Source organism: Paenibacillus lupini (assembly GCF_011761355.1).
GTDB lineage: Bacteria > Bacillota > Bacilli > Paenibacillales > Paenibacillaceae > Pristimantibacillus > Pristimantibacillus lupini.
In genome coordinates, this window is the sequence record NZ_JAASRW010000003.1 from 550,676 (window position 1) to 563,966 (window position 13,291).

The window sequence follows — 13,291 nt, forward strand, 5'->3', positions numbered from 1 at the left end:
AAGGGGAGCTTTCAAGATGGAATTCAGACAACTTCAGAAGAGCTTCCAGTTGAACAACTGGTCGATCCGCTACAAGCTCATTTTGCATTTTCTGCTCATAAGTATTCTGCCGTCGCTGGTCATTGGATTGTTAATGGGGTGGATCGTTAATGGCATTGTGGAGAAGCAGGTAAATAATCACACGATGCAGCTGATTGACAACGTCAATAAGTCATTGGACTATTACGCAGGTAATATCCAGAATATCTCTTACTTCATTTCGATGAATCCGGAAATTCAGGCTTTCTTAAATGAAGGCGAGGCAGCTATTGATGATGATCGTGAAGAATACCGCATGTCCAAATTTCTGCAAAGCTTTACAACGTTATACTCGGAGGTTGCAGGTATTATTGTCGTGCGGCCAAACGGGGATTATTTTAGCAACGAGATGTATGCCCGTACGAATGAAAGCTTAACCAAAGAAACCTGGTATCAGGAAGCGGTTGGCGCGAAGGGGATATTCAAGATTATCGGTCATCCTTCTAATCGCAATGTCACGACACACGCAAACTATAAAGATAGTGAGGTCGTCTCTGTCGTTCGCGCCATTCAGGATCCCGATACGCAAAAGACGTTAGGGGTTGTGCTGATTGATCTTAAGCTGAGGGTCATAGCGGAAACGGTCCGCGATGTGAGGCTTGGGAAATCTGGTTATCTGATGGTCATTAATGATAAAGGCGAAAGCATCTACGCCCCCCGCAACTCCAAGATCGGGAGCCTTGATGTTGCGCTGCTGGGTCAACAGCCTTCGGGGATGTTCGCTCAGACTATAGGGAATCAGAAGCTGCAATTTATTTATCAAAAATCCTCATTCACGAACTGGACAACGGTAGGTGTCTTCGCGGTTCAGGACAGTGTTCAAGAGATTAAGGACATTAATTTATATTTGGTCACGTTTGTGTTTATTGTGTGTATGCTTGGGATTGCGGCGTCGTACTACCTGTCCCATTCGATCTCCCGGCCAATCTCGCAGCTGGCCTCCTTCATGCGCAAAGTGGAAGAGGGCAATATGAGTATTCGGATTCCGGAGGAGCGGGAGGATGAGATTGGTTTACTTGGTCGCAGCTTTAATAAAATGCTGTCGCAGATGACTCGTCTTATCTCGCAGGTATGGTCGGAGCAGCGCCTCAAACGGGAGGCGGAGCTGCGCAGCCTGCAAGCTCATATTCAGCCGCATTTTTTATATAACACGCTTGATACCATTCAATGGCTTGCCCGTAAGGATGGCGCGAAGGAAGCAACGGAGATGGTAGAGGCTTTGTCGAAGCTGTTTCGCATCGGGCTTAGCAAAGGGCAGGAGATCATCCCGCTTACGGATGAAATCGAGCATATACGGAGCTACCTCAAAATTCAACAGACGAGATATAAAGATAAGCTGAATTACAAGATCGAAGTGGATGGAAGCTGTGATGATTTGTTCGTACTCAAGCTGATCCTTCAGCCGCTTGTCGAGAATGCCATCTATCATGGCATTAAGGAACGCCGTGGTCCGGGGATGATTGCCATAAAGGCTGTTATTAGTGAAGAAATGCTGGAATTAATCATTCAAGATGACGGAGTGGGTATGACAGAGACACGTCTTGCAGCATTACGTGCCGTTCTTGAAGCTGTGCCGGATGTATCCGATACAAATGCCGCTCAGCGTGCGGCAGCCGAGCGTTCTCCTAATCAAGCAACTAGCTACGGGCTAAGAAACGTTCAGGAACGAATCCGGTTAAGCTATGGCGAGACGTACGGCATCACGATTGACAGTGTAGAGAAAAGCGGAACAACTGTGACGATCAAGCATCCTATTATTCGGAAGGGGCAAAGCGCACATGACACGCAAATGGAAGGTACTAATCGCGGATGATGAGTCGATTATCCGGGAAGGAATTCGAAGCTCTATCTCTTGGGAGGACCTTCATCTGGAGGTTGTTGGCGAAGCGGAGGACGGGGAGGAAGCGTTGGAGCTTGCCGTGGAGAAGCAAGCACAAATTCTGTTAGTAGATTTAAGCATGCCGATTATGAACGGGCTGACGTTGATCAGCCATCTCCGTGAACTGCTTCCAAAGTGTAAGATTATTATCATTACCGGCCATGATGAATTCAGCTATGCCTATGAGGCGATTAAGCTGGAGGTCGATGACTACATTTTAAAGCCGGTAAATCCGGGAATGCTGACGGAGGTTCTCGCGAAGGTCGTTCAAAAGCTGGAGGAGACAACGGTTAATGCAGAGCTTCTGCAGATGGCTTCCAAGCAGATCGATAAGAACTTTACGCTGCTGAGAGAAAGATTTTGCCTGGAATGGATCAAGGGTGAGCTTGGAGCTGAGGAGATTGTGGAGCAGCTATCCTTCCTGCGGATGCCTGCCGAAGCACCGGATTATGTAGGGGTTGTCAGGTGGCCGGAGCAGTCGAAAGGGAAAGCTTTTTTCTCCGAGAAGGATCGGCAGCTGCTGCTGTTTGCCATCGAGAATATAATGGAGGAGCATCTCCAGTCGTTTACTTTCGTCCATTTCCGAGATAAAGTAGGGTTAATTGTTGTTCTGATCTGGGGCAAACCACGGGAAGTTGTCTTTAAGCAGATTGAAGCAGATGTTGCGGCATTTTTGAAAATTGAGATTGTAGCTAGTTATCAGCCGAATGAAGCGGGAGATGTGCCAACGCTGTATGCAGAGGCGAGAGCCTGCGTCACGCGGGAAACCCGCCTGAGCCCGTTCGTTCGTCGGACAAAGGAGATTATTGCTGATCGTTATGAGGATCAGAATCTTTCTCTTGAAGGCATCGCCAATGAGCTGAATGTGTCAGCCGTTTATTTGAGCCGGATCTTCAAGCAGGAGGTGGGGGCCTCCTTCATCAGTATGCTGACAACCGCTCGAATGAAAGAGGCCATTCGATTGCTCAATGAAACAGAGCTTGCTATTCATGAAATTGCAGAGAAGAGTGGATATGAATCGCAGCATTATTTCAGTACAGCGTTTAAGAAAATAACGGGGCTGCCCCCGAACCAATATCGCAAGCATGTGCTATAAGAGATAAGAGAATTGGAATATCAGAAGAAGAGGTGCCTGAGATGGAGCTTACCTATTTGAAAACCTTCTGTGAAGTTGCCAAATGGGGGAGCTTCACTCGTACTGCCGAGAATCTCGGTTATGCACAGTCCAGTATTACCACCCAGATTCAACGTCTTGAGGAATCGTATGGGGCCGTGCTCTTCGAGCGGTTTGGCAGAAGTATGAGACTGACAATCGCCGGTGAAGCGCTGCTTCCTTATGCGAAGGAAGTCATTCGGCTGCATGAAGAGTCCAAGGAAGTTGTCTCCAAGCAGTCCAAAGGGACGCTCTCGATCGGAACGATTGAGACACTGGCTGCCTATTATTTACCGCCTTACTTACAGACTTACCGTCAGCAATATCCGGACATCAGCATCATGATTCAGCCGGCGAATGAGCCGTTTATTATTGAGTCGGTAAAAGAGGGAACGCTGGACGTGGGAATTATTTTGGACCCGCCGTTTGCAGATCCCGAGCTTCATACACAGGTTTTACGGGAAGAGGAGCTTGTTATTATTGCGAATCCGGAACATCGTTTCTCGCAATTAAGTGAGATTCAGGTGGAGGATTTGGCTGGTGAACCACTTATATTGACAGAGGATGGCTGCTCGTACCGGGCGATGCTGCTCAAAGTACTGCGGCATAGCGAGATCGATTTTAAACCCTCTTATGAGTTCGGCAATCTGGAAGCAATTAAGCAATGTGTGGTATATGGACTTGGCGTTGCTTTGCTGCCGCGTATTGCTGTAGCTGATGATATCCAGAAGCAGAAATTGATCGCGGTCCCTTTTAACCACCCGGAGTGCCGGTTCTATACGCAGCTTGTTTATTCCAAGAAGAAATGGCAGTCGAAAGCTTTCATAGGTTTCGTTGATTTGATCGGCGAGGGCAATCATCAGAATAATTGAAGTATCGCATCAATATTGATCGATAACTCCGTTAGAAGGGGTCATGTTATATTGTTTTCAACAAGCCAAGGCCATTGGCTGAATCCCCTAATTGGAGGCAACGATTATGACAAACAGATCTTATTCTCTCGTTCTTGAAACTCCTGCAGCATCGCCGGAAGTGACACACCGCCATTACTTGAACAAGCTCTCGGTAGAGACCGATGTAGCGGATGTTTATTACGATATGAAGCATGGTCTGAACGACTTCCTGCTGATTGACGTACGAAGTGAAAAAGCTTATGCGGAATGCCATGTTGCTGGAGCGATTAACCTTCCATCGAACCAGATCAGCGCCGAGACAACGGCAAGCTTCTCGAAGGATCAGCTCATTGTTGTTTATTGCTGGAGCCCTGCCTGCAACGGCGGTACCAAAGGCGCAGCACGCCTCTCCGGCTTGGGCTTTAAAGTAAAAGAGATGCTGGGAGGCATCGAGTACTGGAGAAAAGAAGGCAATGAAGTCGAAGGTACACATGTCGAGACCGCACCGATGGTGGGCTAAAATAGTTGAGACGAGAGGTCAGATTCCTTTATAGGGGATCTGGCTCTTTTTTTATTAGTCTTCCAGAAGTACTAGGGATCATATAATATAGAATAAAATGGAACATGGTGGTGGTAATGGAAATGCAGGGAAGTTCATTTCGAGCGAACAAGACTAACGATAAATCGATTGTTGCCCTAGTACTTGGTATTTTGGCTCTTGTAGTGCCGTATTTGGGATTTATTCTAGGGATCATTGCGATTGTGTTCGCTAGGAAAGCAAAGAATGAAATAAATCAAACAGGAGAACAAGGGCGCGGCTTTGCAACCGCGGGTTTAGTCTGTGGAATTGTAGGGACGATTGGGTATGGAATACTTTTATTGTTCCTTTTAGTAATAATAACTTTTACTTTTTCTTAAAGGTAAGCTGTAGCTTAACTAGCAAAAAGCATTCCTTCACTAGAGGGAATGCTTTTTATTTTTCATCAGTAGAGCCAAATGATCGATTTACGCGTCTAATCTGTATGAGAGTAACTGTTCAAGCAAAGTAGGTGAATGGCATTATTGACCTGGTGAGGAAGGCTCAACGTGGTGATGAATCGGCATACCTGGAGCTTTTTCAGCAATTTGACGAAGATTTATACCGAGTGGCTTATGTGTATTTGGGCAATGAAGAAGATTCACTTGATGTTGTTCAAGAAACAGCCTATCGGTCCTTCAAATCAATAAAGAAATTAAAGGAGCCGGAGTACTTCAAAACATGGCTTATTAAGATCGCTATTAGCTGCTCCATCGATCTGCTGCGAAAACGAAAACGGCAAATCCAGTGGAAGCCAGACTATATCGAATCCATAACGATAAAGGATGATGAGGATCTTCCTTTATCCTTGACGTTGAAGGAACTCATCGAAGCACTTGAGCCTGAAGAAAAAAATGTTATCATCTTACGTTTTTATTATGATCTAACGATTCGGGAAGTAACGGAAGTGTTGGATATTCCGCTTGGGACAGGGAAGACCTTACTGTATCGGGCATTAAAGAAGTTAAGGCAAAGAGTAGAGGAGGATGGAGATTATGGCTATGGATTCCGATAATTTGAAACAGCAGATAGAGGCCATACCCATCCCTTCTGAGCTTCGTCAAAGAGGGCGGATAGGTATAGAGCAAGCAAAGCGGGAGCAACGGGCAAAACGTTTCAGTCGGGGATGGGCTGCTGTTGCCGTTGTGTTTGCTGTCATCCTATTGTCAACGGCATTGGTTAACCACACCAAAGTATGGGCGGCCATACAGAATGCTTTGCAGTTTGTGCCCGGTATGGGAATGGTCAAAGAGGAGGAGTCATCACAGGAGAGGTATGTTCTGAGTAAGCCAATTACTTTAAAGGTTGGAGAAGAAGGAAGCATTGTTATTACCGGTATCCTGTCCGATGACGAGATGACGTATATTACAATGACTGGTAAGAACACACCTCGGATTGAAAGTGTTACTTTAATTCATGCTCAAGGATCTGCAACTACTTTCGAAAGATCAATGGCTTTGGCGGCTCCGGGACAATGGTGGACGGCTTCCTTTTGGCATAAAGGGAAATTGGATGTTAAAGGTGATCTAACTTTAATTATTCCTCAGGAGCCAGATATTAAAGTGCCTATTCGTCTTTCTGCAGCAAAGTCTGTTGCCACTTATTCCGACCTTGGTCCAACTTCAACCGTTAACGGCTTGTCTATTACCGCTGTTACCGATCGGGTAGATAGGGAAGCAAGGGTGTCCTTGGTCTCGCCTTCAGAGCAGAATTACAGAATCCTCGATTACGGGATATTGGGTGTCAATAATCATGAGGAGAGCCGTAAACTTCATGTGGTGGATGAAGCTGGAAATAACCTGGATATAAGATATGTGGAAGGTCTAAGTAGTCCACGAAGCGAATTTTACTTCCCGTTATCCGTTACGAATGATGGCTCCTATAAGCTGACTTTGCCTGAAATAAGTGTTGCCTATAACGATGAGGTAACTGTTAAGGTACCGACTGATACCAATGATCACTTGAACCAAACGTTTGAGATCGCGGGCTATCCGGTAACCATTACGAAGGTGGAAAAGACTTCGGCAACGACGCTTCGATTGTATACGGATCTTCACTATGATGAACAGGCACGCTCTTCACTTTATGAGTTTAGTGCTAAAGAGAGTGGGATGGCTAGGCTGAACGAACAGACTGGGGAAATTGTCTATATGGAATGTACAATAAAGGCTGGGAGCAAGCATCTCAATTTGCATATTATAAGGCCTTATGTGGTTATCCGGGGACCGTGGGAGTTCCATTTTAATGCGGAGGATTTCGCAGGCTAACAACCAAACGTCAAACGTCCTCTCCGTACGGCAAGTGAGCCGCATGGAGAGGACGTTTTTTTTCGTTAGTAGCTGGAAACCTCAGCGCTATGTTGGATTTGGTCCAACGATATTAAGAGGTAAGGAGCTAACCTGAAGCTAGAGTGGATTTTCTCCAGTATACTTCACTGAAACATGCCTATTATCGCCGAAAAGTACAGATTATGCTGTAACTAATCCAATGTAGACCAAGCTGCTCTACAGTATAGTTAGATTATGTTGTACGAAATCCAGTCTGGTGTTGAGGTGTGCAGCAACTGGGTAACCGGGAAAGCGGAGGCAGCTGGAGCTGTCACACCTAATTAATATTATCAATAGCCGGTGCGCGGCCAATCAGATCATCATAGAAGTGAGCTTGTGTCACGCTAATGTATGGAGCCAGCCACAGATAGCCGATGCCGCAAGTGATGGAAGCTAGGATGGCCCAGCCGATAAACGTAAGCTGAAGCACGAAGTAGCGCCATTTATGACCGATCATCAGCCGTTTGCTCTCGGTAATGGCCTCCATGACGCCGATGTCAGGATTGTCTCGAAGAAGAAAATAAGCCTGGGAGTAACGGAAAGCCGCAATGATACCCGGAATGATAAACAGTAACGTCCATAAGAAAGTGAATAAACCAATCATAAAATACAGACAGAACGCTTTGATAATAAGGGAGAAGCCGCTAAATACTTCCGATACAGGTGGGTTTTCTTTTCTCGCAATTCCTAAGAAGAAGCTGATCATTCCTAAAGAAATGGAGCCGCTGACAAGGATGCCAATCAGATTACCGACAATCGGGAGCAAGTAGTTGAGCATGCCTACGACAGCAGCGAGCAGCAGGGACAGCACAAAACCTCCGATAGCTTTTCCCCAATTACCCCTCAAGCTGTCTCGAGCTCTGGCCCTTAGTTCCGAGTAAGATGCATTCATGGATATGTACCTCCTAAACAGAATGTTCACACAAACAACAAAGATTGTTGTTCGTTAGCCATCTAAATATACGAGGGGACCGGAATGAACATTCCTGCTGTACAAGCTAAAGGATATTTATTCATTTCCTCGAATAATTAATGTCATATAGATAACAGGGGGAAAAGAATGAAGAAGTATTTAGTCATCAGTCAGATCATTTATGTGCTTGCGCTGATTCCGTGGTTGTTCACGTTTGGGGTATCGTTTTTTGCTTTTGACAGCGGTTTTAGTGTAGGGAGTGTCTTATTTGTAGTTGCGATTGGAGTCTATCCCATCTTCATGATTACGAGCTCAATCGTCGCCTGGTGTATCCATAAACGCTATAAGAGAGCGGCTATTATAACGAACTGCGTACCTATGTTATGGATTGGCAGCATTGGGACGCTGGTTCTATACGCGTACTTGTCCTAGTAGTAGTAGAAAAAGAGAAAAGCCCCCTCAAACCGGCACCTAGCCGACTTGAGGGGGCTTTTACAATTAAATAGGCTTAATACGTTTTCACCGCATCAATGTTAATTGTACTGCTGCCTGTGCTGCCTGATCCCTGATTCACATAGAAGTTGATTTCTGAGATGGAGCCAAGATCACGTGTGCTGTTGCCGCCGCTATACCAGCTTGGACGGGCGAAGCTGCTGAAAGGAACCTGGATCGTGGTTGCCGTTGTACCGGACAACACATAAGTGGTCTCCCATGGTTCACCGCTAGCTTCTTTGAACTGTACAGTAAGCGTGCGATTCGAGCCGTCAGGCTTCACCCATAGTGAGATCCCGGTTTTACCCGTCCAATTCGCAGAGAGTGGGTGAACAACACCAGCATAGTTAGCTGCCGTAGTGATGCTGTAGCTCAGCTTCATGCTGTTTGTACCATCACTTTTCACAGTTGTATCAAGTGTAGGAGTAATCGCGCTGCCAGAAGAGTTAGCTGGGTAGGCAGACTGCAGTGCACTGTTAGAAGCATAGCTGTCAAAGCTGTCAATTGCATCACCTGTAGGTTGTGTGCCCCCGCCAACTTGACCCGCTGTTACGGAGTCAAAGTAGATGGAGCTGCTGCCGGTCGTCCCGGAACCTTGATTGACGTAGATGCTGTATTCCTTAATCTGATTCAGGTCCTTCACACCATTGCCGCCGCTGTACCAGCTCGGATGGTTAAAGGAGGTGAAAGGCAGATTAACGACGCTTGCTGTTGTCCCAGATAAGGTGAAGTAGGTTTCCCATAACTCTCCGTTTGTTTCTTTGAACTGAATAGTGAGGGTACGGTTCGAGCCGTCCGGCTTCAGCCACAGCGACAAGCCTGTAGTTCCGGACCAGTCTGCGGTACCAAGCTGCTTAGTTGCACCTGCAAAGTTGGCAGGGGAAGCTGCAATGGTATAGTTGAACTTCATGCCGTAAGTGCCGCCATTTTTATTTGTAGTATCCCGAGTAACCGTTAACGCTCCGCCGTCCGTGTTGCGGACATAGGCACTTTGCAGTGCGCTGTCTGAAGCATAAGAGTCAAACGAGTCAATCGTAAGAGATGACACTTGAGCCGCAGTTGTGAAGGTAAGTCCGGCATTCGATGCCGTAGTAGAACCGGTTCCGTTCACCGCGGTTACTTTCCAATAATAGGTTTTGTTATAGGCTAAGGAGGATCCTGGCGTGTAGGATGTTGATGTCAGTCCGCTGGCATTAATAACAGGGCTCGTATAGGAGCTGTTATCTGCTACAACAAGGGTGTAGCTCGTTGCATTGCTGGAAGTATTCCATGCCAATGTCGGCAGCACACTTTGATTCGTGGCTCCGCTCGTTGGTGTAGTCAGTGTAAAAGCACCAGGAGCTGGAAGTGCCGTTCCGCCGGTTGCATAGACAGGAGAGTAAGCTCCGGCAACCCCAGCAAGGTTATGTGCTTTAACTTTATACCAGTAGGCGGTACCCGATACGGAAGTTGGATCAGTCCAAGGGGTGTCGTTATCTGTTGCACATTGATTACATACGACAGTCCATGGTCCGCTTGCCCCAGCTGTTGCACGTTCCACTGTATATTTGTCTGCTGCGGCTACACCTCTCCACTTGAGCTGCACCTTGCCGCCATTTGCCTGATGTCCGGTAATCAGTGGATCGCCTGGCACGCCTGCGGCAGGAACCGCTATTCCGCGCATAGCATAAGCGTGATTGCGAAGCTGTTGGGCTTTAGCCCGCATATCTGTTGTTGTGCCTGGATAGTAGATCGTGAAGCCATCGTTATGCACTTTGTAGCCGTAATCATCATTTTGTCCAAAAAGAGCCCAGTAAGCGCTGCCGGCAATCGCCGGATGTGCTTCGATTGCAGACAGGAAGTTAGCAAGGGAACCGTAAGTCTCGAGGTTCCAGGCGAATTCGCCAACAATCATCGCTTTGCCTGCGGCTTGCACTTTATCAGCTTGCGTGTTGAGCTGCGTGACAGATAAGCCTTTGCAGCATGCGCCTACAGCTGGCCATTGGTAGAAGTGGTCGCTGTAAATATCCACGCTGTTAATGGAGAGATGAGCATCCTTCACGCCATAAGTCCCGTCGACAACGAGATGGTTGCTGTCGATGCTTTTCAGATAGTCCGCAATTTCCTGCGTCCAGTTCTTCATGGCTGTTGGGTTGTCGTACCAGCCCAGCTCATTACCGGTCTCCCAAGCCATAATCGTTGGATCGTCTTTGTACTTAATACCTGTGAGGGTATTTGTACGGTTAAGCAGGACGTTCAAATGCTGCTTGAAAGCACTAATAATTTCTGGTTTGTAATAGAACTCGTAACCGGTATAGCTGATTCCGTCATCGGGATAGCCGAACCAGCGTGTCCATGATTTTTTGCCGCCATGATAGTAATCGTATTGGTCGATAAGCGGCAACACGAGGCGCAGTCCGTTGTCTCCAGCTGCTTTGATCGCATAATCAAGCTTCTGGAAGGCTTCCTCGTTGTATGTATTAAGCGTTGGCATAATACATTTGGCGCATCCAAAGGAATTGGCTGCATGGGAGCGGACAACGGTCGCGCCCATTTCTTTAGCTGTTTGGAAGGCATTATTTACACGGAATGGAGTTGGGAAATCAGTAGGGTTCTCATCAAGTCCGATCCAGTACAGGTTAGGTCCACTGTAGCGGAAAGGCTGGCCGTTTAGCATAAGCTGGCTGCCGGAGCGGGTAACAAAACCGGATACGGCTGCGGAAGCTTTTTTGGCCGGAGGACCAACAAGGGCTAATAAAGACATAAAGGCGAGCAATAGAGCGAGTGAGTAGGAAAGCATACGGAATCTGGTTGTGATCACATGATTACCTCCTAAAAAGAATTGTCACCCAATTGGCCTAGTCGGGCCAATTGTGATGATTCTTACTTCGTAAGCATTAAAATTGTCATTCGTTCAACGGCACGCCAAATGCCGTTTCTAGCAATTCATCCTTCAAAAGCAGTACCGGCACACGCCATCTCCTAGAAAATGTAAGCGCTTTACCTCCTCTCCATCACAAATACGCATGCCGCGTGCTATTAATCTAACGCCTTATTTCTCTCCTGACTATTGGCTAATTTTTAGGTTTCTTGCATTCTGTTTAGGCCTATGCGACTTACAGGAAGAAAAGGTTGCCAGGTTGTTCAGCTCTATGTCAGAATCACAGTAAACGCTTACATATTAGAAATGAATAGGGGCAGGGCATAAATGAAAAAGAGGCGAGGGTTTTTCCATTTTACTGGAATCAGCAGTATGACGATGCAGAAGAAGCTGATTATCGTATTTGTGGTGCTTATCATCATTCCGATCTCGGCAACGGGGTTTATTTCCTATCAGAACTATATTCAGTCTATTAATAAGAACACAAAAAACTACGTCACCGAGTTAATCAGCAATATGCAGACCAATCTCGATAACCATCTGGAAGATATGATGACCGTCAGCAAAATCCCTCTCTATTCGGTCTCGATGCAGCAATATTTGAGCCATCAGGAAATGACGCTTGAGAAGCAGCGCCAGATGGACTTCTATATCGGATTACTTGATAGCATGAGGAAGGATCTCTATTCGGCGTATATCTATGATAATTTTGGGAACGTGTTCTATCGGATCAAGAGTGATGCCATTCGTGAGGATATGATGAGCCAGTATGAGAAATGGAAGGAGCTGGCGATTGAAGGAAACGGTGATCCAGTCATCATACCAACGCAGCGGGTTGTACGTGCGAATGGTTCTCCCCAATATTTATTCACGGTGCTGCGCAGTATCCGGGATATCGGCACGCTGGAGAATATCGGATTTGTGGCGGTTGATGCAGATATTAGTATCATTGAAAATGTTGTACAGGAGCTTAACACGGTAACGAACGGGAAGACGCTCATTATCGACGGCGAGAATAATGTTGCTTATGACAGCGACCACATTTTGACGGCCAGCAATATTACGGGTAATGAGGTTGTGGAGAAGGCTATTGGCGATCAAGGCAGCTTTAATATTGTGGTCGACCATATTTCCTATATTTGCACTTACTCCGTCTCGAAGGATACCGGGTGGAAAATATTTGCGTTCATCCCCGTTAATTATTTGCATCATGATGCCCAGCTGACGCGGAATGTGACGCTTACGACGACGATTGGGATTATCGGCTTTGCCCTGCTTGTCTCGGTAGTGCTGTCGTTTATGATGACGAGGTCACTCCGCCAGATGACGGATCTGATGCGCAGCGTGCGCGGCGGAAACATGGACGTCAGTTTTGATGTGAAGCAAAAGGATGAGGTCGGTATTCTTGGCATGGAGTTTAACCGCATGCTGAGGCGGATGAAGGAGCTCATCTCGGAAATCTACGTGATCCAGTCGCGTAAGAAGGAAGCAGATCTGGAGGCGCTGCAAAGCCAGATCAATCCTCATTTTATATACAATACGCTCGAAACGATCCGCATGACGGCTGAGATCAATGATGATGAGGAAGTAGCCGAGATGACCTTCACGCTTGGGAAGCTGCTGCGATACAGCATTAATCGAGGACGCGAGACGGTAGAGCTGAGGGAGGAAATGCAGCATCTGGAGCGTTATCTTCAACTTTTGCGTTACCGGTTCAACAACCGATTTAATATGACTTTCGAAATTCCGCAGGAGCTGCTGAATTTCCCTGTGATGAAGCTGACGTTCCAGCCGATTGTAGAGAATGCAATCATCCATGGCGTGGAGGGTAAGCCAAATGAGGTATCCATTCGCTTATCTGCTGAGATGAAGGAGCAGCTCATTATCTTTTCTATTAAGGATGAAGGAGCAGGCATGGACGGCGTGACACTGGATTTGCTTCGTCAATCGATGAACGGCACTCGGGATGCAGGAGGCTCAAAGACAGGGGTAGGGCTGCGTAATGTGAATGAACGAATCAAGCTGCATTATGGCGAGATGTATGGCCTTGAGATTGAGAGCAAGTGGGGAGAAGGCACAACTGTCTATTTAAAACTACCTAGAAGGCAAGGTGACTAGC

Annotated in this window: 11 protein-coding genes; 9 read left to right on the forward strand and 2 right to left on the reverse strand. The window is 46.8% G+C overall.

The features are described 5' to 3' along the window. The first annotated feature begins 16 nt into the window (after positions 1–16). The 7 genes from FHS17_RS12140 (at position 17) to FHS17_RS12170 (ending at position 6,847) form a co-directional block, all read left to right on the forward strand. Complete coding sequence (locus FHS17_RS12140) at positions 17–1,891, forward strand: cache domain-containing sensor histidine kinase (RefSeq protein WP_167278657.1); 1,875 nt, start codon at positions 17–19, stop codon at positions 1,889–1,891. After that, positions 1,857–3,053: a response regulator transcription factor gene (locus FHS17_RS12145; protein WP_167278658.1), complete on the forward strand. Its 1,197-nt coding sequence runs from the start codon at positions 1,857–1,859 to the stop codon at positions 3,051–3,053. Before FHS17_RS12140 ends, FHS17_RS12145 begins: the two co-directional genes overlap by 35 nt. A 41-nt stretch (positions 3,054–3,094) precedes the next feature. Beyond that, positions 3,095–3,982 carry a LysR family transcriptional regulator gene (locus FHS17_RS12150; RefSeq protein WP_167278659.1) on the forward strand — a complete coding sequence of 296 codons (888 nt, stop codon included), beginning with the start codon at positions 3,095–3,097 and terminating at the stop codon, positions 3,980–3,982. 106 nt (positions 3,983–4,088) lie between these two features. Next, positions 4,089–4,523, forward strand: coding sequence for a rhodanese-like domain-containing protein (locus FHS17_RS12155; protein WP_167278660.1), 435 nt, complete (start codon positions 4,089–4,091; stop codon positions 4,521–4,523). A gap of 116 nt (positions 4,524–4,639) precedes the next feature. Continuing rightward, positions 4,640–4,921, forward strand: a complete 282-nt coding sequence (locus FHS17_RS12160; protein ID WP_243865309.1) for a DUF4190 domain-containing protein — start codon at positions 4,640–4,642, stop codon at positions 4,919–4,921. 131 nt (positions 4,922–5,052) lie between these two features. Beyond that, a complete protein-coding gene (locus tag FHS17_RS12165; RefSeq protein WP_167278662.1) occupies positions 5,053–5,595 on the forward strand; it encodes a sigma-70 family RNA polymerase sigma factor in 543 nt (180 codons plus the stop codon). Then, positions 5,576–6,847, forward strand: coding sequence for a hypothetical protein (locus tag FHS17_RS12170; RefSeq protein ID WP_167278663.1), 1,272 nt, complete (start codon positions 5,576–5,578; stop codon positions 6,845–6,847). The genes FHS17_RS12165 and FHS17_RS12170 overlap by 20 nt, the downstream gene beginning before the upstream one ends. A 337-nt stretch (positions 6,848–7,184) precedes the next feature. Here FHS17_RS12170 and FHS17_RS12175 read toward each other — a convergent pair whose 3' ends face one another. Continuing rightward, positions 7,185–7,799, reverse strand: coding sequence for a DUF975 family protein (locus FHS17_RS12175; protein WP_167278664.1), 615 nt, complete (start codon positions 7,797–7,799; stop codon positions 7,185–7,187). Between the two features lie 168 nt (positions 7,800–7,967). On the opposite strand from FHS17_RS12175, the gene FHS17_RS12180 reads away from it, so the two are divergent. After that, on the forward strand, positions 7,968–8,252 hold the full coding sequence (locus FHS17_RS12180) for a hypothetical protein (RefSeq protein ID WP_167278665.1): 285 nt from the start codon (positions 7,968–7,970) through the stop codon (positions 8,250–8,252). A 76-nt stretch (positions 8,253–8,328) separates the two neighbouring features. On the opposite strand, the gene FHS17_RS31095 is transcribed toward FHS17_RS12180, so the two are convergent. Next, the gene (locus FHS17_RS31095; RefSeq protein WP_167278666.1) at positions 8,329–11,112 is read right to left on the reverse strand and encodes a carbohydrate binding domain-containing protein; all 2,784 of its coding nucleotides are present in this window, start codon (positions 11,110–11,112) and stop codon (positions 8,329–8,331) included. A 387-nt stretch (positions 11,113–11,499) separates the two neighbouring features. On the opposite strand from FHS17_RS31095, the gene FHS17_RS12190 reads away from it, so the two are divergent. Continuing rightward, positions 11,500–13,290 carry a cache domain-containing sensor histidine kinase gene (locus tag FHS17_RS12190; RefSeq protein WP_167278667.1) on the forward strand — a complete coding sequence of 597 codons (1,791 nt, stop codon included), beginning with the start codon at positions 11,500–11,502 and terminating at the stop codon, positions 13,288–13,290. Position 13,291 lies beyond the last annotated feature (1 nt).